At 67.9% G+C, this 22716-nt stretch carries 26 protein-coding genes; 15 read left to right on the top strand and 11 right to left on the bottom strand.

What is annotated here, in order from left to right; translation table 11 throughout:
- Window positions 1-68 precede the first annotated feature (68 nt).
- On the top strand, window positions 69-464 hold the full coding sequence (locus tag Q9G87_RS27925) for a hypothetical protein (RefSeq protein ID WP_305919454.1): 396 nt from the start codon (window positions 69-71) through the stop codon (window positions 462-464).
- 569 nt (window positions 465-1033) lie between these two features.
- Window positions 1034-1681: a dihydrofolate reductase family protein gene (locus tag Q9G87_RS27920; protein WP_305919453.1), complete on the top strand. Its 648-nt coding sequence runs from the start codon at window positions 1034-1036 to the stop codon at window positions 1679-1681.
- A 202-nt stretch (window positions 1682-1883) separates the two neighbouring features.
- Here the strand turns inward: Q9G87_RS27920 and Q9G87_RS27915 are convergent, their stop codons facing one another.
- Window positions 1884-2285, bottom strand: coding sequence for a MerR family transcriptional regulator (locus Q9G87_RS27915; RefSeq protein WP_305919452.1), 402 nt, complete (start codon window positions 2283-2285; stop codon window positions 1884-1886).
- Between the two features lie 27 nt (window positions 2286-2312).
- Here Q9G87_RS27915 and Q9G87_RS27910 point away from each other — a divergent pair, with 27 nt between their 5' ends.
- Window positions 2313-3065 carry an MBL fold metallo-hydrolase gene (locus Q9G87_RS27910; protein ID WP_305919451.1) on the top strand — a complete coding sequence of 251 codons (753 nt, stop codon included), beginning with the start codon at window positions 2313-2315 and terminating at the stop codon, window positions 3063-3065.
- Window positions 3066-3143: 78 nt separating this feature from the next.
- Here Q9G87_RS27910 and Q9G87_RS27905 read toward each other — a convergent pair whose 3' ends face one another.
- The 6 genes from Q9G87_RS27905 to Q9G87_RS27880 all read right to left on the bottom strand — a co-directional run bounded on the left by Q9G87_RS27905 (window position 3144) and on the right by Q9G87_RS27880 (window position 8067).
- Complete coding sequence (locus Q9G87_RS27905) at window positions 3144-3842, bottom strand: IclR family transcriptional regulator (RefSeq protein ID WP_305919450.1); 699 nt, start codon at window positions 3840-3842, stop codon at window positions 3144-3146.
- Complete coding sequence (locus tag Q9G87_RS27900; protein WP_305919449.1) at window positions 3839-5113, bottom strand: cytochrome P450; 1275 nt, start codon at window positions 5111-5113, stop codon at window positions 3839-3841. The genes Q9G87_RS27905 and Q9G87_RS27900 overlap by 4 nt, the downstream gene beginning before the upstream one ends.
- A gap of 21 nt (window positions 5114-5134) precedes the next feature.
- The gene (locus Q9G87_RS27895) at window positions 5135-5899 is read right to left on the bottom strand and encodes an alpha/beta fold hydrolase (protein ID WP_305919448.1); all 765 of its coding nucleotides are present in this window, start codon (window positions 5897-5899) and stop codon (window positions 5135-5137) included.
- A gap of 42 nt (window positions 5900-5941) precedes the next feature.
- Window positions 5942-6418 (bottom strand): ATP-binding protein, encoded by a 477-nt coding sequence (locus tag Q9G87_RS27890; RefSeq protein ID WP_305919447.1) that lies wholly within the window; start codon window positions 6416-6418, stop codon window positions 5942-5944.
- Window positions 6419-7126: 708 nt separating this feature from the next.
- Window positions 7127-7546 (bottom strand): RidA family protein, encoded by a 420-nt coding sequence (locus Q9G87_RS27885; RefSeq protein WP_305919446.1) that lies wholly within the window; start codon window positions 7544-7546, stop codon window positions 7127-7129.
- Between the two features lie 185 nt (window positions 7547-7731).
- The gene (locus tag Q9G87_RS27880; RefSeq protein WP_305919445.1) at window positions 7732-8067 is read right to left on the bottom strand and encodes a winged helix-turn-helix transcriptional regulator; all 336 of its coding nucleotides are present in this window, start codon (window positions 8065-8067) and stop codon (window positions 7732-7734) included.
- A 64-nt stretch (window positions 8068-8131) separates the two neighbouring features.
- Between Q9G87_RS27880 and Q9G87_RS27875 the strand changes: the two genes are divergently transcribed.
- The 4 genes from Q9G87_RS27875 to Q9G87_RS27860 all read left to right on the top strand — a co-directional run bounded on the left by Q9G87_RS27875 (window position 8132) and on the right by Q9G87_RS27860 (window position 11822).
- Entirely contained in the window at window positions 8132-8974 is an 843-nt protein-coding gene (locus tag Q9G87_RS27875) for an NmrA family NAD(P)-binding protein (protein ID WP_305919444.1), read from the top strand.
- A 409-nt stretch (window positions 8975-9383) separates the two neighbouring features.
- Window positions 9384-10055: a hypothetical protein gene (locus Q9G87_RS27870; RefSeq protein WP_305919443.1), complete on the top strand. Its 672-nt coding sequence runs from the start codon at window positions 9384-9386 to the stop codon at window positions 10053-10055.
- 106 nt (window positions 10056-10161) lie between these two features.
- Window positions 10162-11139: a trypsin-like serine peptidase gene (locus tag Q9G87_RS27865; RefSeq protein ID WP_305919442.1), complete on the top strand. Its 978-nt coding sequence runs from the start codon at window positions 10162-10164 to the stop codon at window positions 11137-11139.
- 182 nt (window positions 11140-11321) lie between these two features.
- Window positions 11322-11822: a hypothetical protein gene (locus tag Q9G87_RS27860; protein ID WP_305919441.1), complete on the top strand. Its 501-nt coding sequence runs from the start codon at window positions 11322-11324 to the stop codon at window positions 11820-11822.
- A gap of 63 nt (window positions 11823-11885) precedes the next feature.
- Here Q9G87_RS27860 and Q9G87_RS27855 read toward each other — a convergent pair whose 3' ends face one another.
- A complete protein-coding gene (locus tag Q9G87_RS27855) occupies window positions 11886-12821 on the bottom strand; it encodes a DUF2332 domain-containing protein (RefSeq protein ID WP_305919440.1) in 936 nt (311 codons plus the stop codon).
- Window positions 12822-13079: 258 nt separating this feature from the next.
- On the bottom strand, window positions 13080-14009 hold the full coding sequence (locus Q9G87_RS27850; protein WP_305919439.1) for an AraC family transcriptional regulator: 930 nt from the start codon (window positions 14007-14009) through the stop codon (window positions 13080-13082).
- Window positions 14010-14112: 103 nt separating this feature from the next.
- On the opposite strand from Q9G87_RS27850, the gene Q9G87_RS27845 reads away from it, so the two are divergent.
- Both Q9G87_RS27845 and Q9G87_RS27840 read left to right on the top strand, forming a co-directional pair.
- Window positions 14113-15108, top strand: coding sequence for a zinc-dependent alcohol dehydrogenase family protein (locus Q9G87_RS27845; RefSeq protein WP_305919438.1), 996 nt, complete (start codon window positions 14113-14115; stop codon window positions 15106-15108).
- A 215-nt stretch (window positions 15109-15323) separates the two neighbouring features.
- A complete protein-coding gene (locus Q9G87_RS27840) occupies window positions 15324-15884 on the top strand; it encodes a cysteine hydrolase (RefSeq protein ID WP_305919437.1) in 561 nt (186 codons plus the stop codon).
- A 450-nt stretch (window positions 15885-16334) separates the two neighbouring features.
- Here the strand turns inward: Q9G87_RS27840 and Q9G87_RS27835 are convergent, their stop codons facing one another.
- Entirely contained in the window at window positions 16335-17177 is an 843-nt protein-coding gene (locus tag Q9G87_RS27835; protein ID WP_305919436.1) for a helix-turn-helix transcriptional regulator, read from the bottom strand.
- 23 nt (window positions 17178-17200) lie between these two features.
- On the opposite strand from Q9G87_RS27835, the gene Q9G87_RS27830 reads away from it, so the two are divergent.
- From Q9G87_RS27830 to Q9G87_RS27805, 6 genes are all read left to right on the top strand, one after another.
- A complete protein-coding gene (locus Q9G87_RS27830; RefSeq protein WP_305919435.1) occupies window positions 17201-17362 on the top strand; it encodes a hypothetical protein in 162 nt (53 codons plus the stop codon).
- Window positions 17363-17838: 476 nt separating this feature from the next.
- Complete coding sequence (locus Q9G87_RS27825) at window positions 17839-18198, top strand: ankyrin repeat domain-containing protein (RefSeq protein ID WP_305919434.1); 360 nt, start codon at window positions 17839-17841, stop codon at window positions 18196-18198.
- 319 nt (window positions 18199-18517) lie between these two features.
- Window positions 18518-18865 carry a YciI family protein gene (locus Q9G87_RS27820; RefSeq protein WP_305919433.1) on the top strand — a complete coding sequence of 116 codons (348 nt, stop codon included), beginning with the start codon at window positions 18518-18520 and terminating at the stop codon, window positions 18863-18865.
- Window positions 18859-20040, top strand: a complete 1182-nt coding sequence (locus Q9G87_RS27815) for an RNA polymerase sigma factor (RefSeq protein ID WP_305919432.1) — start codon at window positions 18859-18861, stop codon at window positions 20038-20040. Before Q9G87_RS27820 ends, Q9G87_RS27815 begins: the two co-directional genes overlap by 7 nt.
- Window positions 20041-20368: 328 nt before the next feature.
- Complete coding sequence (locus tag Q9G87_RS27810; protein ID WP_305919431.1) at window positions 20369-21184, top strand: CPBP family intramembrane glutamic endopeptidase; 816 nt, start codon at window positions 20369-20371, stop codon at window positions 21182-21184.
- Window positions 21185-21346: 162 nt separating this feature from the next.
- Window positions 21347-22048 carry a collagen-like triple helix repeat-containing protein gene (locus Q9G87_RS27805; protein WP_305919430.1) on the top strand — a complete coding sequence of 234 codons (702 nt, stop codon included), beginning with the start codon at window positions 21347-21349 and terminating at the stop codon, window positions 22046-22048.
- A 166-nt stretch (window positions 22049-22214) separates the two neighbouring features.
- Here Q9G87_RS27805 and Q9G87_RS27800 read toward each other — a convergent pair whose 3' ends face one another.
- Entirely contained in the window at window positions 22215-22571 is a 357-nt protein-coding gene (locus Q9G87_RS27800) for a hypothetical protein (RefSeq protein ID WP_305919429.1), read from the bottom strand.
- Window positions 22572-22716 lie beyond the last annotated feature (145 nt).

Below are 22716 nucleotides of genomic sequence, written 5' to 3'. Positions count from 1 at the left end.
GCGCCGCAACGCGTGCCCACGGTCGTGCGTCCAATGACGAGACGCCCGTCCGACCGACCGGAGCACCCATGTATTCGATCAGGGCCGCAGTCGGCTTCCTCGTCCTGTCCCTCGCACTCGCCGCCTGTACGGCCACCGGAGAGACCTCGACGGCGGACCCTTTCGCCAGCTACGACCGCGTCCAGTCCGGAGTGGGCGATGCCGCTCTGCTGACCGGAACCCTCGTCCTGGACCAGGGCTGCCTCTACGCCGACAGCGACGGGCAACGGTGGCTGCCGGTGTTCCCGGCTGCGGGCACCCAGTGGGATGCGACGGCGCAAACCCTGACCGTGGATGGGCGCACCGCGGCGCTCGGCAAAACCGTCGAACTCGGCGGGGGAACCGCACAGGCGGAGATCATCACATCGGCACCGGAGGGCTGCGATCGCTCCCAAATCTGGTTGGTGGTCAGCGTCGGCACCTGATGGTCAGCCGTCGGCGTGCAGGCGGACCGGCGCTGCTGGCGCGGAGATCGTGGGAGGCCGCAGCAACGCAGTCCTCTACGATCCAACCGCCCGCATGTACTGGAACTACGCGACACGGAAATTGCAACTGTGGGAGTCCTTGCCGTTCAACGAAGTGATCGCCGCCATCACGCTCGGGGCCCCACGAACCCGCAGCGACGAGGAGTCGGACTGATCGGCCGCGCCCGCGTCGTGGTCGTCCTTGCCTGGTTTTTTCCCTCTCGCGCAGCGCTTCATGATCGGCAGGCTTACGGTGCTGTAGATCCGGCAAGAGGAGAATGATCGTCTGAGGGTGAACCTTCTGGAGGTAAATGGTCTGAAGGTGCTTCATATGGAGTCGCCAGATTTGGCAAGGGGGACTCGCCGGTTTTGGCAGGTGCGGACCCTCGCGTCGCGGTGTGTGATTTAGGGGACGGTTGTGCCCAGTGGGGGTATCCATCGACTCGCGGCAGATCCGTGCACGACCGATGAGATCGGCGCCGCGGGTCGGTCGTACCCAACGACGACCCAGCGCGAAGGGACCTGCGACCATGAAACTGACGACCGTCACGAACGTCTCCGTCGACGGAGTGACGCAGGGGCATCGACGGATTGATGCAGGGACCGGGCGCGAAGCCGGGGCGCCGGACGAGGATGGCAGCGGCGGATTCGAGCGCTTCGGATGGGCCCCGCCACTGCTCGACGATGAGGCCTCGACGTTCATCAGCCAGGCCTTCCAGCGAGCCGACGCGTTCCTGTTCGGGCGGCGGACCTACGAGATCTTCGCCGGCTCTTGGGGAGCAGGCATGGATCCGGGAAACCCCGTCGGGGAGGCGTTGAACACGCGGCCCAAGTACGTCGCCTCGACCACGCTCACCGACCCGCAATGGCCGGACACGACCGTCCTGTCCGGTGACATCGCGGGCGCCATCGGCGAGCTGAGAGCCATCAAGCCGGGCGGTGAGCTGCAAGTGTGGGGCAGCGGCACCCTGATCCGCTGGCTGCTCAACCACCGGCTGGTCGACCAGGTCGTACTGCTTACCTATCCCGTGGTCGTCGGCCAGGGCACGCGGCTCTTCCCCGCCACCGGCCCGGACATAGGACTCGAGCTGGTCGACTTGCAGTCCACCCCGAAGGGGCTGACGATCCAGACCTACCGCACCACCGGTCGCCCACAGTACGAGACCGCCACAACCTGAATGAGGGGCGACCTTGGCTGGGACAGGTTCTGACCTGTGGCACGACACCTTGGTCCGGACGGTTTGGGGCGGAGTTGTTCAGGTCTTCCTGTCGGCGGGAGGAAGTCAACGTCCGGAATTTCGTGCGGTCGCGGCTCCGTCGTTGACGGCCTGGGGGCATCGAAAGGGTCGCGGTCGCCAAAGTCATGCTGGTTGGACAGGCTCAGGAGGGAGGAGGAATCCGTGACGCGATCTGGTCGCGAGCATGCCGGCACTCGGCGAAGCTATGCGGGCAGGCAAGCGCATGCTCGATCAGCTCCTTGGCCGCCTGTGCCTGTGAGATGCGCTGCTCAAGCTCTTCGATGTGGCCGCGCAGCAGGTCCGGGTGGTCCATCGGGCTGGGGGTGGACAGCAGTGCACGCAGCTCTCTGAGCGTGAAACCGGCTTCCTTGCCCATCAGGATCAACGCCACGCGCTCCAGATCCGCCGACCCGTATGAGCGCTGACCATCCGCACGCCGCGCGGGCTCCAGCAGACCCATGCTCTCCCAGTGCCGCAGCACGTGCGTGGCCAAGCCGAACCGTTGTGCCAGCTCGCCAATGGCCAGGCTCTCGCTTGACTTCATGTGTACATTAACCGGCACGCTGACGGCATGATCAAGTCATCGATCGCGGTCACCCGCGTAGTCAACTCCTGCGTGCTGCTGGAGCTGGACGGTCAGCCCGTACTCACCGACCCGTGGTTCACCGAACGGTGGTGGCTGCGCCGTGGAGAGCCACTGGGCCTAGGGACCTGCGACCTGCCCCCGCTCGCCGCCATCGTCGTCACCAACCTGGCCACCAACCATTGGGACCTACGCGGGTTGCGCGCCCTGCCCGCCAAGGACACCACACCCTTGTACGTGCCAACCGCCGGCATGGCGCGCCGCGCCCGGGCACTCGGCTTCCTGCGGGCAGAGCGCCTGAGTTGGGGACAGACCCGTGACATCGCCCCCAGTGTGTCCATGCGGGTGGTGCCCGCGGGACGGACCCTGATGTGGCCCAACAACGCCTATGCGTTCGACACCGCACGTGGCCGGGTGTTCTTCGGCGGTGAGATCGCCGACGTCGCGCTCTTGGAGCCGTACCGAGCCGAGCAGCCACCGGTAGACCTCGCTCTGCTGCCGGTCAACGGGTTGCGCCCGCTGTTCGGCCCGCGCCTGGTGATGGGTCCGGCGCAGGCGGTTGCGGGGACGTCCATACTCGGCGCGCGGGTGCTGGTCCCCGTGCACGACGCCCACGGGCATGACCCGCTCTCGCGGCTGTTCCGCACCAACGGCACCGCCTCGGACGCGGCGCGGCTGGCCGGCCCGGACCTGCTCGTGACCGACCTGCCGACCGGTGAACGCTGGGAGCTGCCGTGCTGAACGTGTTCCGGCACGGGACTGTGACGCGCATCGAACCGCTGCGATGGGGTGCAGGGCGAGACGGCCTGCCCTGTCACCCTAGAGGAGCCGCGATATCTCGGTCGCGGCGCTGAGCACCAGTGGGACGATCGTGCTCTCATCCCGCACACCGATGGTGACCACGCCCACGCTCGCGTCGGCCGGTCGCCCGGGCATGGTGATCGGGACGGCGACACCCCACGCCCCGGGCTGTAGCTCACCCGCGGTGACCGAGTAACCGGTGACGCGGGCCTCGGCTATCGCCGGGCGCTCGCCAGGGCAGGGCGGGCGGCCGGCCAGGATGGCGATCCCCGAGGCGCCGCGGTTCGCGGGATGCCGGGTGCCGGCGCGATAGCTGACGTGGATCTGTGAGGCGCGCGGCTCGGCCACTGCGAGCACGACCGCCTGGCTCTCGTCGATGTCGAGCACCGTGATGAAAGCGGTGGCGTTGCAGGTGTCGGCCAGCACCTGGAGCGCGGAGGCGGCCGCGCTGCGGAGCCTGTGCTGCACGGCGGCGTTGAGCTCGACGATGCCCAGGCCGAGGGTGTAGCGGGTGCCGATCCGTGCGACCAGCCGGTGGTTGCCGAGGGCGGTCAGATGGCGGGAGACGGCGTTGCGATGGATCCCTGCCAACTGCGCGAGTTCGGTGATCGTCAAACCGTCCGGATGGTCCCTGAGGATCTCCAGGAGTCGCAGTCCGGTGTCGATCGTCTTCGAGCCCGCCATGAAGGCGGCCGTGCTGTGTTGTTCCGCGGTCATTGGACGCCTTGGCGAGGTACGGGGGTGTAGCGCACGGGCAGGTGCTTGATGCCGCCGATGAAGTTCGACACCAGCCGGACCGGTGGTCCGGCGAGTTCGACGTCGGGCAGCCGCCAAAGCAGTTCCCGGTAGAACACGCGGAGTTGCAGCCGGGCGAAACGGGAGCCGAGGCACACGTGCGGGCCGTCCCCGAACGAGATGTGGTCATTGGGTCGGCGTGCGATGTCGAAACGCATCGGGTCAGGGAACTGCCGCTCGTCGAAGTTGGCGGCACCGTGAAAGACGACGACCTTGTCGCCCGCGGCGATGCGCCGCCCGGCCAGGACGGTGTCGCGTACAGCGGTACGCCGGAAGCTGAGGACGGGGGGATGCCAGCGCAGCATCTCCTCGATGGCCGAGTCGAGGAGCTCAGGCTGATCGAGCAGCCGACGATGCTGGTCGGGATGGTCGAGCAAGGCGAGCATCCCGCCGGGCAGGGCCGAACGCACAGTGTCGTTGCCCGCGATGACCAGGACAAAGAAGAACATCGACAGTTCGGGATCGGTGAGACGCTGCCCGTCCACCTCCGCCGTGGCGAGCGCGGTCATGACGTCGCTTGCCGGATTCCGGCGCTTGTAGGCGGCGAGGGAGTGAGCGTACTCGAACATGTCGGTGAGCATGGCCGGGGATCGCGGGTTGGCCGGCTTGCCGTCCGGGCCGTGAACGACTGTCGCGTGCTCAGGATCCTGGTAGCCGATCACGCGGTTGGTCCACTCCAGGATCTGGCCGCGGTCGGCGGAGGGGATGCCGAGGAGATCCGCGAGGTTGTGGATCGGGTAGTCGTCGGTCACGTCCACCGGCAGCTCGCACTCGCCTCGCTCAGCGATCTCGTCGACGAGCAGACGCGCCCGTGCCGCGATGCCGGTCGTGAGGCGCTCGATGCGCCCGGCGGTGAACACGCCGGAGACGATCCGCCGGAGCCGGCCGTGGTCCGGCGGATCGAGGTTGAGCATCGTGCGCCGGATGAACGACAGGTCGGCGGGGTCCGGGTCACGGATCTGGGTGGCGCCGAGCCAGGAGCTGTACTCGATCGGCGTGCGTAGCACGCGTACGACGTCCGCATGGCGGGTCACCGCCCAGAATCCGGGCCCTGCCGGCCAGTCACCGACTTCGTGCTCCTCCTGCCAGTGCACGGGGTCGTGGTCGCGCAGCCAGCGGTACGTCTCATGCGGGATGCCTTGTGTGTAGATGCGCGGGTCGAACACGTTGACCGTCGTGTTTGTGTCGGTCATGGACATCCCATCTGGAGATCGTCAGGCGGACAGGAAACGTTCGATGGCGGACACCAGGGCCAACGGTGTCTCATCCATCGCGTAGTGGCCGGCGTCTGCGAATGTCAGCAGCTCGGCGTTCGGGTACCACTGCAGCCACGTACCCCGCATGACGTCGGCGGAAAGTGCGGGGTCGCGCTCACCGGCGATGACGAGCACAGGCGTGGCGGCGCCGGCCACCTCGGTGTGGAAGTCGGTGCGCGCCCAGGCGTCCAGGTAGGCCCGGTAGGCGGTCACAGTGGAGTTTCGCTGCGAGTTGTCCACCATCTCATCGAGCCATGTGCCCGGAAGCCGGTTGCCGGTGGTGAGATCGATGATCGCACGACGGTTGGCGGGCTTTTCGGCGGAGCCGGAGAACAGCGCCCACCCGTCGTCGTCGAACGGCACGCCGGAGGCCGGCACCGGAGAGATGCCGACGAGCTTGCGGACCCGGCCGGGCGCGTCCAGCATCACCCGCTGCATCGCCGTGCCGCCCATGGAGTGACCGACCAGGGAGAAGGTCTCCCAGCCCAGCTTGTCAGCGAGTGCTGTCACGTCGGCGGCGATCTCGGCGAGGGTGTACTCGCCGGTGAGGTCGCGGGCCTCGCCGTACCCCCGGTAGTCGGGGAAGGCGTAGGTGAAGGCGTCGCCGTCCAGGTAGGGCTGGATCTTCCTGAAGGAGCCGCGGTCTCCGAACCAGCCGTGCAACGCAATTACGCGGTGCGGCCCGGAGCCGTGGACGTCGTGGGGAAGAACGACGGGGGACATGAGGGATTCTCCTTCGTGTTCGTGGCGCCGGATGGGGAACGCTCAGCGAATGTCCTGCCATGCGGCACCTCGCCCGACCGTCGGGCGTCGCCGAGGCAACTCCAGGCTGAACCAGACGTACTTGCCGGCTTCGTGCGGGACGGCGCCCCACTGGTCGGCCTGCGCCTCCACCAGGAACAGTCCACGCCCGCTTTCGGCGAGGAAGTCAGGGGCTCGCTGCGTGGGGAGGGTCGGATCGGAGTCGCAGACCGCCAGCCAGACCGTGGTGTTCCCCGCCCGCACGTTGATCCTTATGTCGGAGGATCCCCGAGCGGGAGGGGTCGCGTGCTGGACCGCGTTGGTGACCAACTCACTGGTCAGCTCCATGATCGTCGCCTCAACGGCGGCGCAGAGAGGCAGATCCCAGGAGGCGAGCATCGCCGACACCCAGCGGCGAGCGATTGATGACGCGATCGGGGAGCAGGGCAGATCGCACCAGCCGGAAAGCCGCCTGCTCGTGAGGTCGGTGACGACGGTCATCGCGCGTTCGCTCCGATTGGCGGTGAAGGACAGGGCGGCGTGCCGTTACGGCACCGCGCGACGCCTCTCTCCTTGGTGGCTCCCGGGCCCGCGCCACTCTCCATGAGGCGCCTTGATAAGGCGGCGGCAGGTCCGACCTCGGGTTTCAGGCAATGCATCGCGAACACGGCGTGAACTTCTCCCCGGGATGCCCAAATATTGGGCATGATGGTCAAAAGATGGGCGCGCAGCGAAGAAAGCATCGATCGGAATAAGGCTGCTGTCAACGCGAATGGCACAAAATGTGGATCATTCGTGTTGAGGCCGGTATGCCGGAGACACCCCTGCGGGGTGGCATGCCGAAGACATCGCTGTCAGCGTTGGTCCGTGAGGGCGGCAGCGAAACGCGAAGCGAGCGTCACGACCGCGGCACGGAGTTAGGGTGACGGTCGTGTCCAGGTGGCTCGGCTGGCGATGCCCGGGGCGGCGGCGAATGTGGTCGGGGGCGGGCTGGGTGGCTGCGCACCGGCCGCGCGGCCGGGCGGCGGGCCGTCAATGTCGGACGGTGTGCGGGTGCGGGGGCGGCCGCCACGACCGGCGCGCCGCGCCTGGTGCGCTCGTGTGCGCTGGGCTTCCCACCAGGCCGGCGGCCGCTGGGGGTGCCCGTTGCGGGGGGCCTTGCCCCGCAGCAGCCTGACCAGCAATCAGGGATCTTCTCCGATCACAGTCCTAAGCTGGGCGAACGAACCGCTCCAGAGGTATCACGGCGATCGGTACGAGCTCCACCAGGAACTCCGGCAGTACCAGTCCGGGAACCTGGATCAACACGCTGGCGGGGGCGGAGCCAGGTGAGAAATGCCGGGACCGTACTTGCTGGATCGTCGACAGATCCTCACGGCGCAGAAAGTAGATCGTCATCGAGACGATGTCGTCCAGCCGACCGCCGACGGCGGCGAGGATGCGGCGGATGTTGTCAATGCTCTTCTCCATCTGCGCCTCAATGTCACCCGCGCCGATCACCTCGCCGTGTTCGTCCCAGGCGACCTGTCCGGTGACGTGGACAACCTCTCCCGCGCCCTGGATGACGCCCTGTGAGAACGCCCGTCCGTTCGGCGCCCAGATTCCCGAAGGGTTGAAGCCGTCTGCCATGTGACTCCTCGTACTGATGGGATGCATGCCCGGCCAGCCCTGCTCAATCATGATGTTTCAGGACAGGCTGCGGTCGAGTCGAGGAGGAACCAGACCGGGGTCACGTGGGGGCTGCCGTCGGCGCGGACGGCAGAGGCTAGTGTCCTCGGCGTGACCGCGTCCGCACCGCCGGGCGGGGGCGCACGTCAGACGGTGACGTCGGTCCCGGGATCCGGCACCGCCATGGCCCAGGTCCCCATGGCCTCCAGGACGTCGCGCAGCCCCTCGCCGAGAGGGGTGAGCTCGTACTCAACGCGCGGCGGGATCTCCGCGTAGGTGGTGCGCGTCACGATGCCGTGCCGCTCGAACTGGCGCAGCCTGCTGGTCAGGGTGTGGGGGCTGATGCCGGGCAGTGCGTCGCGCAGTTCGGTGAAGCGGTGGGGGCCATGCAGCAGTTCGCGCACGATCAAGGTGGCCCACGGGCCGTTGAGCAGGGTGAGGAATCGGGCGACACCGCACTCGGGAAGACAGGGATCAGTCACATTTCTGACCGTATCCCATTAGTGCAGTTGATGTAACTGATGCATTGTATGCACTAATGACGTCATGACCTACGTGATTCACGGCGCCACCGGCGCCCAGGGTGCCCCCGTCGTCGCCGCTCTCGCCGCCGCGGGCAAGTCCGTGACCGCTCTTACCCGCAACCCGGACGCCGTCGTGGACGGCGCGCGCGTCGTGGCCGCCGGATACTCCTCCACGGAGGAACTGACCGAGGCGTACCGGAATACCGACGGGGTGTTCGTCCACCTGCCGGTGGTCTCCGAAGAAGACCGCCAGACCTACGCGCGCAACATCGTCGCCGCCGTCCGCGAGGCCCGCCCGGCCCGCGTGGTGTTCTCCACCAGCGGTTTCCCGATCGACCCCACCGGCGACGACGCGGTCTCGGCGCTGGTCAGCGGCCTGGCCGACAGCGAGGTGTCGTACGCGGTGATCGCGCCCGAGCTGTACCTGGAGAACCTGCTCATGCCGTACGTCATCGACACGGTCCGCGAACGGGGCGCGCTGCCCTACCCGATCCGCCCCGACTTCCCCGTCTCCTGGGCGTCGCACCTGGACATCGCCGACGTCGCGGTCGCCCTGTTCGACCGCCCGGACGTCACCGGCATGGTCTCCGTCGGCCAGGACCCGGCGATCACCGGACCGGACCTGGCCGAGGCGTTCGGCACCCACTTCGGCAAGAACGTGCTCTTCGAGCAGATCACCCCCGAGCAGCTCCGCACCTCCATCGCCCCCCTGATCGGCGAGGGCCCCGCCGCCGACGTGGCCGGGGCTTACGCGGCCATGAGCACGCTCCCGGACCGCTCGATCACGCCCGAGAACTCCGCCCAGAAGCTGCTCGGCGTCAGCCCCCGCACCACCGGGCAGTGGCTGACCGACATCGGCCTCTGACCGCAACCACTGTCGGCTATGGCCGAGTTAGGCAGGCAGGACTTGGCAGGCCGCCGTACTCCGTGGGTGGCCTGCCAGTCCTCGAGGACCGCCGACCGCCCACACCAAGGCCCGCCCGCCCACTTCAACACGCTGAACTTGACAGGAACCCAGCTGGAAGGCCTGCGCGCGAGCGGAATTCGGGATCGGCCACTCCCATGCCAACCGCACCCGGTGGTGGACGGCGCCATGGCGGCCAGAACACGAGCCGCACTCCAGAGAGCGAAATATGAGTAGGGGCTACTCATGTCCCGGTGGTGGGCCGCGGGACAGGATGCGATCACGGGGGCCGGGAGTGCCTGCCCGCGCTTAGTCCTTTGATCTCTCCCGGAGGAAGAACATGCTCACACGGTCCGGCAGGCTCGCGGCGATGACAGCATCGGGGTGCCTGGCGTGGTCGCTGTTCGGGGTCACGGGAGCCGGCGCCGAGACCGCGTTCGCCCCCGACACCTGCACCAGCGGGTACGTCTGGCGCGGCGCGCGGCCAAGCGACCACGTATGCGTGGACCCGTCCGTACGCGACCGGACGCGGTCGGAGAACGCGTCAGGAGTCTGGCACGCGTGCACGACCGGGTTCGTCTGGCGGGAGGCGTATCCCGGCGACTACCGGTGCGTGGTCCCCAGCTCCCGCACCCAGGCGCGGCGCGACAACGACAGCGCGGCCCGCAGGCTCGCCTGGGTCATCATGATGAAGCGCAACCACGCCGGCAACGGGCCCTCCTGTGACGGCGAAACCTGCTCCACCACCAACGAGAGGCCGTACCAGACGGTGGCCGTTCGCGGCTACTACCTGACGCCTGGCACCCAGGTCACCGTCCAGGTCAAGCGCTCCTCGGACGGCGGGGTGCTGTGGCAGGGCCGTGCCACCGCGCAGTCGGGCGGCAATGGACCGGCGGGCAGCTTCTCGGTCGACACGGGGCGCGTCCTGTGCGGCGGGAGCTCGTTCAAAGCGCCGCTTACCGCGTACGTGGTCGTACGCGGCGACGGCGGACAGTGGTCGCCGCGTGTGCCGATCGCCTGGCGGTCCTGCTCACTGCTGTGATCATGGGCACAGGCCGCCGGTCGACCACCGGCTCCGCGGCGTCGTAGGCACAGTCTTTGCAGCCAGTTCCAACCCAGGTCCCAGTGGTGATCGTTATCACCGTGAGATGAGACATCTCCGCATGCTCCTGGGCACGTTACTCGTCGCCGGAACGCTCACCGGGCTCCCGGCTCCCGCGAACGCGAGCGGTGAGGCGACAACGGTCGACAGCGTACGGCTCGACACGCCGGAATCGATTCGCGCCTACTGGACCCCGGAACGCATGGCCCAAGCCAAGCCGAAGGACATCGTCCACGGTGCGGACCAGGTCGCGCCCGGCCGGCCGGTCGAGGCGATCGGCCGAGAGGAGACCGTGGCCGGCGCCGTGCCCGCCCGGCTTCCGGCGTTCTCTTCGATCGGCTCGCTGGCGTTCTCCGCCACCCCGACGGTCGGCAAGATCTTCGGCATCGACTCGGCAGGCGTCCTCTTCAGCTGCTCGGCCGGCGCGGTGCCGGGTCCGGCGCGCAATGTCATCGCCACCGCCGGCCACTGCATCCACGACGGCCCCGGCACTGGCTGGGCCCAGCAGGTGATCTACATGCCCTACTACAACCAACAGCCCGACCCGTGGTACGGCTCGTGGACGGTCGCCTGGATGCACGTCTACAAGGGCTGGAGCCAGGAAGGCAAGGACGCCTACGACTACGCCTTCGCCAGCGTCTGGCCGCGCGGCGACGGCGCCGTGCTCGGTGACGTCACGGGGTTCAACGGCATGTCGTTCAACCGCAACTTCAGCTACTCGGGTTCTCTGTGGGGCTATCCGGGCATCCCGCCGAGTGAGGGCGGCTGGCAGTACAACTGCAGCGACACCGTCGTGGTTGCCATCGGTCTCAGCCCCTACGCGAACGACTGCCCGCAGATTGCGCAACACGGCGCGAGCGGCGGACCATGGATGTACGACTACCGGGCCGACCGCATGTGGGGCTACGTCACGACGGTGACCAGCGAAGGCCGTATCGGTGGAACGGTTTTCGGTCCTTTCTTCGGTGACAACGCCAAACGGCTGTGGGAGACCGCCGGCGAGCGCGGCGCCAACCAGAGCTGAGGCGCTGTGCCTTTCAAGTGCCGGCGCACACACCGGCGCACACAGTGGACAGCATGAGCCGTGCGAGGAAGACCATGGCCCAGCACCCTCTCGGGGTCGCGGCCAACCGGTCTTCGACGAAGACTTCGGTCCGCAAGAAGGCTCTGGCGCCCGCCAAACCGCCGGAACCTTTCGGAGTCGGGATGACCATCGGGGTGGCGCTGTGTCTGATCATTCCGGCGGGCCTGTTCATCTGGCTGACGGTCGGGCTCGTCGAGGTCGTCACGCCGGAGTTGAGGACGGCGTTCGGTCACGCAGGCACACCCGGCACCGCGACGGTCGTGTCCTGCGAGCGCTACACCGTAGGAAGCTGGCGCTCGAGGCAGACTCGGTATGACTGTGAGGCGCGGTTCGTGTTCGACGACCGGTCGAAGCAGTCGATCGTCGTGGACACCGTCCCGGAGGTGAAGGTGGGTGAGGTTTTCCCCGCGGTGCTGACTCCCGAGAGGGACCGGGTGCTGCCCGCGGGGGAACGTGGCGTGTGGCGGGCAGTCCTAGTGCCGAGCGGCATCGCATTCGGGCTGGCGGTCATGGCGTTCTTCTGTGCTCTCTTGATGGGTTCGAGGAAGATGATCATCTGGTCGGGCGCGTCGGGGAGTCTCTTTCTCATCGTGATGATCGTCGCTATCTTCGTCGGAACGTGACTGCCCGGGCAGCGAGGAGTACCGCTGGGTCGTCGACGGGTTCGCGTCGGGCGCCCAAGCGTATTACGCGAACCAGTTGATCGCCTGCCCGTGCGATCGGGTCCAGGCGAGCGGCGTCCCGTCCAGCGCGAGCACGTTGTGCAGCGCCTCGCCCGGCGGCATCGGAAGCGTGTCGTAGGGCAGCACGTCCGGGGCCTCGTTCGCGATCCAATTTCCGGGTAGCCCGCGTACCACCTCGGCGAACGTTACCCGTCGCGGCGTCGGCACGTGGTACAGCACGGAGCTGTGGAACACTACCAGCGTCGCGTCGGGTGGGGACTGCGCAGCCAGTGCCGGCAGGTCGTCTACCAGGTCGCCCCGTACGAGCAGCGGCGGGTCGGCTGCGACGACGGCCGCCGCCGCCCGCAGCCGGGCGCGGCGATGCGTGTGTTCCGGCCAGATGAGGGCGTCGAGCCATGCGAGATCCGCGGGGTCGGTCACATCAAGCGGGTTCAGGTCCAGGCCGGCCCGCCACACCACCTGGGGCAGGCCGGTCGGTGGCGCCATATTGGTGGCCGTGCAGGCAAGGACCGGCTCACCGGAGCCGATCAGGTGATCGCCGTAACGGTAGGCGTACCGGTCGGGGTAGAGGCACAGCCCGGCGGACGCGCCGACCTCCAACAGCGCGAGCGGCTGTGGTAGCGCGGTGAGCACCGGTAGCAGGACGGCACACCGTCCGGCCTCGTTCGTTTGCGTGGCCCGGGTGCGCATCTCCGCCTCGATCACCGGCCAGTTCGCCACCGTGTAATCATGGAACGCGGTCGGATCCTCGACCGGCCCGCCGAGCAACCGGACTACGCCGAACAGCAGGTTCGGCTGCCGCTTGGCCGGCGGAAGCAGGGCGAGCAAGGCCAGGAGCTCGCGATCCCGCGTCACCGCAGATGCCAGGCGCTCGTACGCGGGCGACACGCCGTGCGCCTCGTGCGCGGCGAAGTCGGCGTAGATCGCAGCGATCGTCATCTGCCGATGATCGCAGTGAACTCCTTCCGCACTCGCATCCACAGGCTGGGGTCGTTGCTCATGAACCCGGCCGACGCTATGCGCTGACTGCGTTGTTTCGCGTCAGGATGGAGACGATGGCCTGCTCTTTGATCTCGCGGAGCGAACTCGTCGGGAGTCGTGCCGCCGCGGAGGCGGGTGATGAAGTCGCTGGGACCGATGCCGTTCGTCCCTGCCGCCGGAGAAGACCCCGGAGGAGTCCGGTGCTGGAGCGTAGGCCTATTTCACGGCCTTGCTGTCGTGTTGTCTGCGGTACCTGCCGGGCGACACCCCGAACTCCCGCTTGAACGCCTTGGCGAAGGCGAACTCCGAGGAGTAGCCGCCACATTCGGCGACGACGCGCAGCGGGGCGTCGCTGGTGGCCAGAAGCCGGCTGGCAACGGTCATGCGCCACCAGGTCAGGTAGGTCAGGGGAGGCTGGCCCACGACCGTCGTGAACCGTCGCGCGAAGGCCGCGCGCGACAGGCTGGCACGCGCGCCGAGTTCCTCCACGGTCCATGGGCGGGCGGGGTCGCGGTGGAGGGCGTGCAGGGCGTCGGCTATCGCCGGGTCGGCCAGCGCGGCAGCCCAGCCGGTGGCCGCCTGCTCGGCGTGCTCGTGCAGCCAGGTGCGCAGGATGTAGAGCAGCAGCGAGTCGAGCAGCGCCGGCACCAGCGCGTCAGAGCCGGGCCCGGGCCGCTCCAACTCGGCGCCCAGCAGATCCACGGCGGCGCGCAGCGCGGGGTGCGTGCCGATTCTGGCCGGTAGGTGGACGACGTCAGGGAGTCCGGTGAGCAGCGGGTGTGCCCGCGCCTGGCTGAGCCGGTAAGCGCCGCACAGCATGAGCGTGGTCGGGCCCGTGCCCTGCGGTGTCTCCTCGCTCAGCACCCAAGTGCCGTCCTGGCCCTGGATGACGTCGACCAGCGGCGTCGTGGGATCGTCCGCGATCGCGTGCCCGCGTCCGTGCGCGAGGAACACCACGTCGCCAGGGGCGAGGGGGATCGGCTCCCGCCCGGGCGACAGGAGCCAGCAGGAGCCTTGCAGGATGACGTGGCAGCCGGCCCCATCGGAGGGGGCGAACCGCATGCCCCACGGCGCGGACATGAGCGTGCGCGAGGAATGGGGGACGCCGGTGCGCATGGCGGTGATCGCGTCGCTGAGCACGTCCATGCGGCTGATCATAGCCCGACATCCATCAATGAAGACGATCAGACAGAAATGAAGGACTCTGCGGCATGGAGAGTCTCACACGCCGATCAGTAGCGTGTTCCTCATGGCAAACCACGCACGAGCGGTGCTCTTCCATGAACTTGGCGGCCCTGACGTTCTGAAGATCGAGGAGGTCCGGCTCGACGCCCCGGGCCCCGGTGAGGTCCATGTCCGGATCGACGCCATCGGGCTCAACCGCGCAGAAGCGCTCTTCCGCGCCGGCTCCTACTACTACCAGCCCGCCCTTCCCGGCTCCCGGCTGGGCTTCGAAGCAGCCGGCATGGTCGAGGCGGTCGGCCCCAATGTCGCGGGCTTCGCGCCCGGCGATGCGGTCAGCATCATCAGCGATCAGGAAATGTCACGCCACGGCGTCTACGCAGATCGCGTCAACGTCCCGGCCCAGTCTCTCCTGCCCCGGCCCGCGCCGGTCGACGCGATCACTGGCGCCGCCCTGTGGACCACGTACCTGACCGCCTATGGCGCCCTGGTGGAAGTGGGTCGCACGAACCCCGGCGACAGCGTCGTCATCACCGCCGCGTCCAGCAGCGTCGGGCTCGCGGCCATCCAGATCGCCAACCACCTCGGTGCCGTTCCCATCGCCGTCACCCGGACCGCCGCCAAGTCCACGCGGCTGCTTCAGTCCGGCGCCGCCCATGTCATCGCCGCCGACGAAGGCGACCTCGTCAGCCGAGTGCACGCCGTCACCGACGGCAAGGGGGCGAGGATCGTCTTCGACGCCGTCGGAGGGCCTGGCCTGAGCGAACTCGCCGAGACCGTAGCGGCCGACGGCCTGCTGATCGTCTACGGCCGGCTCGATCCCAGACCCGCACCTTTGCCCATGAACTGGCCCATCGCCGTCCACGGCTTCAACGTCGACCTCATCACCGCTGACCCCGACCGCATGAGCCGCGCCCGAGCGTTCATGGAGGCCGGACTCCGCACCGGCACGCTGAAGCCCGCCATCGACCGTACCTTCGACCTGGCGGACATCGTAGAGGCACACCGCCACCTGGAATCGAACACCCAAATCGGCAAGATCGTCGTAACTGTCCAGCACTGAGTGATGGAACGGTCGGGGCCTGCGATGAAGCCGTCCAGGAACCAAGCCCAAGGGCGCTGTCACTTCTCAGCGACATCAGCCCAAGCCGCCTGCTCGGCGGCCGATGGCCCTTACGCGAATCTGTCCCACTATCGTCGTACTAGATCGACGACAACAGCGCGAAGGATACGACCGTGGGGGATGGCCGATGGCGCGCCGTACAGACAAGGAGCCGTATGACCACGACCGCGCTCATCGTCGGCGACCTGCAGGCGGGCATCGTGGACAACTACCCCTTCGCCGCCGGCGTGCTCCCGGTCGTGGAGAAGGTTCTCCCCGCGGCCAGAGCCTCCGGAATCCCGGTGATCTTCATCCGTTTCGGGCTCCGGGCCTCAGGCCTTGATGTGGCAGCGGGAAACCAGTTGATCAGCGGCCTGCACGGGGCGGGGACGCTGTTTCACGAAGAATCCCCCGAGACGCTCGTGCACCCGCGCATCGCGCCGTTGCCGGGCGAGGCTGTCGTCCTGAAGCGCCGCGCCAGCGCCTTCGCGGCGACCGACCTCGATCGGCTCCTGCGCGCCCAGCACATCGACTCGATCGTGCTGACCGGTGTCGCGACCGGGGCGATGATCGCCGCTACCCTCTACGACGCCTCCGACCGCGACTACCACGTGACCGTGCTCAGCGACGCCTGCGCCGACGGGGAACCGGACGTGCACGACTTCCTGATCAACCGCGTCTTCCCGGCCAGGGGCGCTGACGTTCTTACAGGCCACGAGTGGACCGGCCGCCTGTGACCAGCCGTCAGCATTGAAGATCTGAGCCATGCCCGCGATGAGACGGCGCACTTGACCGCTCAGCCCTCGATGACAAGAGCTCAAGGTTCGATGTCCCGGGACAACAGACCGACAAACGCTGTCACCACCACCAACCAGGGATCTTCTCCGATCACAGCCCTAGGCTGGGCGAACGAACCGCTCCAGAGGTATCACGGCGATCGGTACGAGCTCCACCACTGCGCGCCGCCGCCGGCATGGCACGGAGACATGCACTGCTGGAGGCCGACGGGCCCGCCGGCGACTTCCAGGCTTTCAGTACGCGGTCCGGATCCTGGGCCACGGGCTTGCCCTCATAGCCGAGCATGGTCACGACGGTGTTCTGGACCAGGGCCTGGGCCGTACGCCGCTGTAGCCGCATCATCAAAGATCGGCAGCATCACCGCGCGCTGGCCGCCCCGGTCTGGTCGCCTACGTCCCGAGCAGCGCGGTGATTCGCCGCAGGGCCGTCTTGCCGACCGGGACCTGCATGACCAGCAGGAGGTCAGGCCGCTCGGCCGGGTGCAGCTGGAAGAGCTCCAGGTGGAGCCGTCCCGCCTCGGGGTGGTCGATACCGATGATGGCGGGCCGGAAGGAGCGGACGGGATATTCGGTCCACCACTCACGGAACTCCGCGCTCGTCTCGGACAGGGCCCGCGTGATGCTCGCGAAGCGCAGGTTGCCGGGGTGCCGACCGGCGGCCGCGCGGAACTGGCTGAGCACGGAGCGCGCGGCCGGCTCCCACCGGACCAGACGAGTGCGGATTTCCGCGTCGGTGAACATCATCCACAGCAGGTTGCGCCGTTCCCGTGGATACCTGCCCGGGTCGTGGCGGATCAGCGCATAGGGCTTGTTCCAGGCCAGGTAGTCGAAGTTGACGTCGTAGACGGAGGCGACGTTCGGCGCCGCCGCGTCGACCAGCCGCCGTAGCCGAGCCTGCGCGTCGTCGGAGGGCTTGCGCTCCGGAGCGGGCAGGCCCGCCAGGTCGCGCAGGTAGCGGTGCTGGTCGTCGTCGAGCGACAAGGCACGGGCCAGCGCGTCGATCACCTGGGCCGACGTCGAGATGTTCCTCCCCTGCTCCAGCCAGGTGTACCAGGTGACGCTGATGCCGGCCAGCTCGGCGATCTCTTCCCGCCGCAGCCCGGGGGTCCTGCGGCGTGCGGGGGCGGCGCCCTCCGGCAGCCCCACGTCCGAGGGCCGTAAGCCGGCCCGCTGCGCGCGCAGGAACGCGGCCAACTCGGCCTGCCTGGCCCGCTGCCTGCCACCGTTCTCCACAGTGCATCGGCTCCCGCCTGAGGGTGACCCCTCGCGACCTCGTCATCGCTGGCAAGCGTCTGGGCTGGAAGATCCAGTTTGAGCCGTTCGCGCAGGGTGAGCACACGGAGGCGTGGAACGTGGATCGCACGCGCTATGACCGGCTCGTGCGCGACTTCCTGTCCCCGGCCCAGCGCGCCATGTAGAGACCGCCAGACGCAGGGCCAACACTCAGCGACACCCTGATCATGCTCAGCGACATCCGCTTTCCCCGGATCCTCAACTCCGGACACGATCGCTGCCGCCAGCCTTCGCCACCGGCGCAGCGGTCGGCGGGCTGGGCTGCATGATCGGCCCCACCGCGGCCCCAGCAGCAGTGGCAACAGCTCTTGCCTCTAAAGAGAAATCGCCACGCAGGCCCGAGGTGTCGCCTCCCGGGCAGGTGAAGTGATTGCCGAGGAGCGGGGCAGGTTTGTCGTTCGTGCGGGGGGACCCCGGCCTTCCGCCGCACGGCTCCGCCCGGGACCTGGCGGCGTTCCCGGGCGTTTGGGCGCGCGGCTCGGGGGAGGTCAAGATTTCCGGCGTCGAGCGGTCGATTTCCTGGCTCGTCGTTCGTCTTACCGCGTGACCATCCGGTGGGTTGCTCATGGGTATGAGCGCCCAATCACACGAGGAGTACATAATGAAGTTCGTAGAAGCCGCCGAGGCCGCCGAGGAAACGACGGTACAGTCGATGCTGGCCGCCGATCCCGGGTTGCGCGATCGGCATGCGGATCTGGTTATGCGGATGTCCGAGGCGCGCAACTGGTCAGCGGTCCGGTTGCTGGTCGATCTTGGTTTCGGCGTCAACGGCGTCACCTCCGACGGCGCCACCGCCTTGCACCATGCGGCGGCCGCCGGCGAGCTGTCGATCGTGCGCCTGCTGATCGAGCACGGTGCCGACCACACCGCCCGCGAACCCCAGTTCAACGCGCAGCCGGCGGGCTGGGCGCAGTACTTCAAGAAGCGGGAAATCCAGAAATATCTCGAATCCCTGGCCTGATGCAGCACTGCCCGGTCACGCGGCATCAGGCCCCCCAGCTCGTTGAAATCTTTCCACGGGTGGTGCAGCGTCGCATCGACGCGGTCCCCGACGTGTACGCCTCCTACGAGTACGACCTAGTGCTCAACGACTTCTTCCGGAGTGTCAGCATGGTGGCCAGCGCGGCAAACACGCAGGTAGGCTCCGCCCGGGACCTGGCGGCGTTCCCGGGCGTTTGGGCGCGCGGCTCGGGGAGCTCAAGATTTCCGTCGTTGAGCTGTCGATTTCCTGGCTCGTCGTTCGTCTTAGTGCTTGACCGTCCGGCGGCAAGGAGGATGCGATGAAGTACGTCATGCTGATCTATCAGGTTGACGCACAGGAGCGACAGGCTGCACTGTCCGAGGAGGAGCAGAAGCAGGTCTACGCCGACTACCAAGGGATCAATGAGACGCCGGGCGTCACCTCCGTACCGCCGATCGGCCATCCCGAGAACGCGACAACGGTCCGCGTCGAGGGCGGCAAGACTCTGACGACCGATGGCCCGTTCGTCGGGATGAAGGAGGCCGTGGGCAGCGTGTTCGTCCTGGAGGCCGACGACCTCGACGCGGCCATCGAGGTTGCCGCCCGCGTCCCAGCGGCACGCTATGGCGGCGCGGTCGAGATCCGCCCCTCGGAGGTGTATTGCTAGCGCTCGAACAGGTCTTCCGTGAGGAGCGGGGCCGCATCCTGGCCACCCTGATCGGCTTCCTCGGCGACTTCGATCTCGCCGAGGAAGCCGCGCAGGAGGCCTTTGCGATCGCCGCCGACCGGTGGCCACGCGAGGGCGTCCCCAGCAACCCGCGCGCCTGGCTGATGACGACAGCTCGCAACCGGGCCACGGACCGCATCCGCCGCGATCGGGCCTTCGCGGCCAAGTTCGGCCTGCTCGTTGCTAGCGATCGTGTCGAGGTGCCGATGAACACCAAGTTTCCCGATGAGCGTCTGGAGCTCATCTTCACCTGCTGTCACCCGGCGCTCGCGGTCGAGGCGCAGGTTGCGCTCATCCTGCGCACCCTGGGCGGGCTCACCACCGACGAGATCGCCCGTGCCTTCCTGGTATCGGAGCGCACGATGGCGCAGCGGCTGGTCCGGGCCAAACGCAAGATCAAAGCCGCGGGGATCCCGTTTCGCGTGCCACCGGATCACCTGCTGCGCGAGCGACTCGACGCTGTTCTCGCCGTCGTCTACCTGATCTTTAACGAGGGCTACGGCGGACGCGACGAGCTCGCGGCAGAGGCAATCTGGTTGGGACGCGCGCTCGCTGAACTACTACCGGACGACCCCGAAGTTCGCGGGCTGCTGGCGATGATGCTCTTGCACGACTCCCGTCGCGAGGCGCGGTTCCGCGACGGCGAACTCGTGCTGCTCGGAGATCAGGACCGGTCACGTTGGAACACCGAGCAGATCGCCGATGGACGCGCCGAACTTGACCGAGCACTCGCCCTCGGCGGCCGCGGGCCGTACGTCCTGCAGGCCGCCATCGCGTCGCTGCACGCCGAGGTGTCATGCGACTGGGCACAGATCGCGACGCTGTACGGCCAACTCGCCCGCCTGACCGGCTCGCCCGTCGTGGAGCTCAACCGCGCCATCGCCATCGCCGAAACCGAAGGCCCCGAGGCCGGGCTGGGCATCGTCGACCAACTCGGTCTCGATGACTTCCGCTACCTACACTCGACCAGGGCAGAACTCTTGCGGCGCCTCGGGCGCATCGACGAGGCGCGTGACGAATATCGACGTGCCAGACAACTCACCGACGACGGCGCCGAACGGCGCTTCCTCGAACGCCGGCTAACGGAACTGGCAGGCATGGCAGGCTCGGGTTAGTTGGGTCATCCTGACGGTTTATGAGATGAAGCGGCTAGGCCGAGACGCCGCCGAATTGACCGCGCTGGCCGATCACCTGACCGCCCACGGCCTGATCCTGGAGATGCTCGCCGGGCCTTAGACGCAGCGAGCGACTTCAGGCCGCCGTTGCTGGTCTCCCCGAACACCACATGCCTGCTGGATCGCTGGATCGTCTTGCAGATCTCCGAGTCGTAGAGTTGCTGACTGGGTCTACGCACCCGCCATAACCTGCGCCTTTCACGGCGACTCGAAGCCGTGTCAGAGCGATGTCAGCTCCGTGTCGGGTCTCGGGGCCACGATTCTCGGCATGGATAAAGCAATGCGGCCCCCGGCCGACACCCAGGGCGCCCAGCCGAAAGGCTTCGTCGCCAAGCTCCTCGCCGACCGTCACTCCGTCCCGTTCTCCATCGCACTGCACCTGGTGCCCGGCGCGGTCATCGTCGCCGTGTACGCGTTCCTCGCGGCCCCCCTGGTCCGGGCGATGGACTTCCCGATCTTCCTGGCCTGGGCCATCGCCCTCGCGGTTGTGCTCTTCCCGCTCCAGCTCTTCCTGCTGTGGCTGGGCAAGAAGCAGACCGGCCGCTTCACGATGAAGGGCGTCGTCCACTACCGCGACAAACCGGTCTCGCGCGGCAAGGTCTTCTGGCTCGGGACCGCGTGCCTCGTGTGGATGAGCGTGGTCTCGCTCTCACTGACCCCGCTGGACAACATCGTCTACGACTGGTTCTTCACCTGGGTGGACTACCAGGGCGCCGGCCCCGACGGCACCGCCTACCTCCAGGGCTACCCGCAGGAGCTCGTGCTCACCACGCTGCTCATCTGCGCGCCGTTCACCGGCTTCACCCTGCCCCTGCTCGAGGAGTACTACTTCCGCGGCTTCCTGCTGCCCCGCCTCCCGCAACTCGGCAAGTGGGCCCCGTTCTTCAACACCTTCTTCTTCTCGATGTACCACTTCTGGGCCCCATGGACAGTCCTGTCCAAGCTCGTCTTCCTCTACCCGGGCATCTGGCTCGCCTGGAAGAAGCAGGACATCCGCATCTCCATCGCCATGCACCCCGGCTCGGCACTGCTGATGACCGTGGTCGGCGTCATCGCCCTCGCCTCCGGCGCCTACTCGATATAAGACCACCCGAAACGAGGGGCGCCGTCCGCCGGCCGAGGGCCGGACGCCTCGCGGGTGCCCCGTCACCCTCATGCCTGCGCCCACGGCCGCTGTCCGCCCGCGGCGGCGTTTGAGTAGGGGCATACTCATGTGGCGGGTGCCGGGCCGGTTGAGCATGGGCGCATGCGAAAGCCGATGACATTGGCCGCGGCGGCGGCCGTCGTAACGTTCAGCATGGCTGGGGTGGCCGGCGCGGCCGCCATACCGAGCACGGATGGGCTGATTCATGGCTGCTACCTCCGGCTCACCGGGCTGCTACGAGTGGTCGAGGAGGGCTCGTCGTGCCGACTGGGCGAGCTGCCCGTGCAGTGGAACCAGATCGGCCCGCAAGGGCCGCAGGGCCCACCGGGAGTTCAAGGGCCACAGGGCGACATGGGGGCGCGTGGCCCGATCGGGCCGCAAGGTCCGCAGGGAGCGCAGGGGGCGACTGGGCCCAAAGGGGATCCCGGGTCCTCGGACGCCTACGCCGCCGAGCAGCTCAATCGGATCAACGTGAACGGCAGCCTGGTGCCGATCGTGTCGCTGAACGTGCCGGCCGGAACGTACGTGATCCAGGCCAAGGCGAGCGTGCTGCTGTCCGACGACACCGAGAGCGTCGGCTGGTGCGAGCTCCTGGAGAACGGCGCGCGGGGCGCGGACAGCTCGGACTGGGGGTTCACCGACGACTCGTTCGAGAGTACGACCGTGCCCCTGATGACCGCAGCGACTTACGCCCAGCCGACTACGATCACGCTGACCTGCACCAAGGGCGCCAACGAGATCTTCAACGACGTCGACGTGGAGAACGGAAAGATCATCGCCACCCGAGTGGGCACCCTCCACTGACCATGGCACGGTCGCGGCGCGCTCGCGGTGCCGAAGCTCGCCGGTCCATGACCGCCGCTTCAACGTCAACGGCAAGATGCTTCTCGTGGTGAACGACTACGCCGAAGTGATCCTTTACCACGCGATCGATTCAACCATCTCCACCAACGCTGATCTGGTGTTCGGCCTAATACCCCTGCGGAGGGTAGGGCGGATGCTGGACGTGCTGCACCGGCAGGTGGCGGGTCACCCTCCAACCGATGAACGACACCGGGATGGCCACGATCAGCCACAGCCCGATGGTGAACAGCGCCAGCCACCAGTGCAGGAACACCCATAGACAGCCATGAATGATCATGGCGATCGGGTTGAATCCCCACTCCTTCACCGTCGTGTACTGCACTGGCCCGTACTGAGGCCCGCTCGGCACCGGCCCGTACGGCTGGCTGTAGGGCTGCGGCTGGTACAGCTGCGGGTACCGCGGGCCTGACTGGGCACCGGACTGCTGGCCGTACGGGTCGTGCGGCTGGGGTGGGTAGCCCATAGAGCGGCTCCAGAGGTAGGGGATACGACGCTGTGGGACGTTCCAAGCATCGTCCGGGTTGGCGAAGATCACGTGTCCAGATCCGGACACCTCGGAGCGTGCCGCCTCGCGAACTGGGGGATGCGCGTGAGGCGGCACGGCGAAC

Origin of the sequence: Nonomuraea turcica (genome assembly GCF_030718205.1) — a bacterium.
In the GTDB taxonomy this organism is placed as follows: Bacteria; Actinomycetota; Actinomycetes; order Streptosporangiales; family Streptosporangiaceae; genus Nonomuraea.
Note: the sequence above shows the minus strand (reverse complement) of the source record. Positions and strands in the feature narration are given on the sequence as shown.

Bases quoted from the DNA above. Each gene is read 5' to 3' on its own strand.
- Q9G87_RS27925 (WP_305919454.1), top strand. From the start codon at position 69: ATGTATTCGATCAGGGCCGCAGTCGGCTTCCTCGTCCTGTCCCTCGCA.
- Q9G87_RS27865 (WP_305919442.1), top strand. From the start codon at position 10,162: ATGAGACATCTCCGCATGCTCCTGGGCACGTTACTCGTCGCCGGAACG.
- Q9G87_RS27890 (WP_305919447.1), bottom strand. From the start codon at position 6,418: ATGACCGTCGTCACCGACCTCACGAGCAGGCGGCTTTCCGGCTGGTGC.
- Q9G87_RS27855 (WP_305919440.1), bottom strand. From the start codon at position 12,821: ATGACGATCGCTGCGATCTACGCCGACTTCGCCGCGCACGAGGCGCAC.
- Q9G87_RS27905 (WP_305919450.1), bottom strand. From the start codon at position 3,842: ATGACCGCGGAACAACACAGCACGGCCGCCTTCATGGCGGGCTCGAAG.
- Q9G87_RS27895 (WP_305919448.1), bottom strand. From the start codon at position 5,899: ATGTCCCCCGTCGTTCTTCCCCACGACGTCCACGGCTCCGGGCCGCAC.
- Q9G87_RS27885 (WP_305919446.1), bottom strand. From the start codon at position 7,546: ATGGCAGACGGCTTCAACCCTTCGGGAATCTGGGCGCCGAACGGACGG.
- Q9G87_RS27900 (WP_305919449.1), bottom strand. From the start codon at position 5,113: ATGACCGACACAAACACGACGGTCAACGTGTTCGACCCGCGCATCTAC.
- Q9G87_RS27805 (WP_305919430.1), top strand. From the start codon at position 21,347: ATGCGAAAGCCGATGACATTGGCCGCGGCGGCGGCCGTCGTAACGTTC.
- Q9G87_RS27845 (WP_305919438.1), top strand. From the start codon at position 14,113: ATGGCAAACCACGCACGAGCGGTGCTCTTCCATGAACTTGGCGGCCCT.
- Q9G87_RS27910 (WP_305919451.1), top strand. From the start codon at position 2,313: ATGATCAAGTCATCGATCGCGGTCACCCGCGTAGTCAACTCCTGCGTG.
- Q9G87_RS27875 (WP_305919444.1), top strand. From the start codon at position 8,132: ATGACCTACGTGATTCACGGCGCCACCGGCGCCCAGGGTGCCCCCGTC.
- Q9G87_RS27870 (WP_305919443.1), top strand. From the start codon at position 9,384: ATGACAGCATCGGGGTGCCTGGCGTGGTCGCTGTTCGGGGTCACGGGA.
- Q9G87_RS27840 (WP_305919437.1), top strand. From the start codon at position 15,324: ATGACCACGACCGCGCTCATCGTCGGCGACCTGCAGGCGGGCATCGTG.
- Q9G87_RS27810 (WP_305919431.1), top strand. From the start codon at position 20,369: ATGGATAAAGCAATGCGGCCCCCGGCCGACACCCAGGGCGCCCAGCCG.
- Q9G87_RS27820 (WP_305919433.1), top strand. From the start codon at position 18,518: ATGAAGTACGTCATGCTGATCTATCAGGTTGACGCACAGGAGCGACAG.
- Q9G87_RS27860 (WP_305919441.1), top strand. From the start codon at position 11,322: ATGACCATCGGGGTGGCGCTGTGTCTGATCATTCCGGCGGGCCTGTTC.
- Q9G87_RS27825 (WP_305919434.1), top strand. From the start codon at position 17,839: ATGAAGTTCGTAGAAGCCGCCGAGGCCGCCGAGGAAACGACGGTACAG.
- Q9G87_RS27920 (WP_305919453.1), top strand. From the start codon at position 1,034: ATGAAACTGACGACCGTCACGAACGTCTCCGTCGACGGAGTGACGCAG.
- Q9G87_RS27850 (WP_305919439.1), bottom strand. From the start codon at position 14,009: ATGGACGTGCTCAGCGACGCGATCACCGCCATGCGCACCGGCGTCCCC.
- Q9G87_RS27800 (WP_305919429.1), bottom strand. From the start codon at position 22,571: ATGGGCTACCCACCCCAGCCGCACGACCCGTACGGCCAGCAGTCCGGT.
- Q9G87_RS27915 (WP_305919452.1), bottom strand. From the start codon at position 2,285: ATGAAGTCAAGCGAGAGCCTGGCCATTGGCGAGCTGGCACAACGGTTC.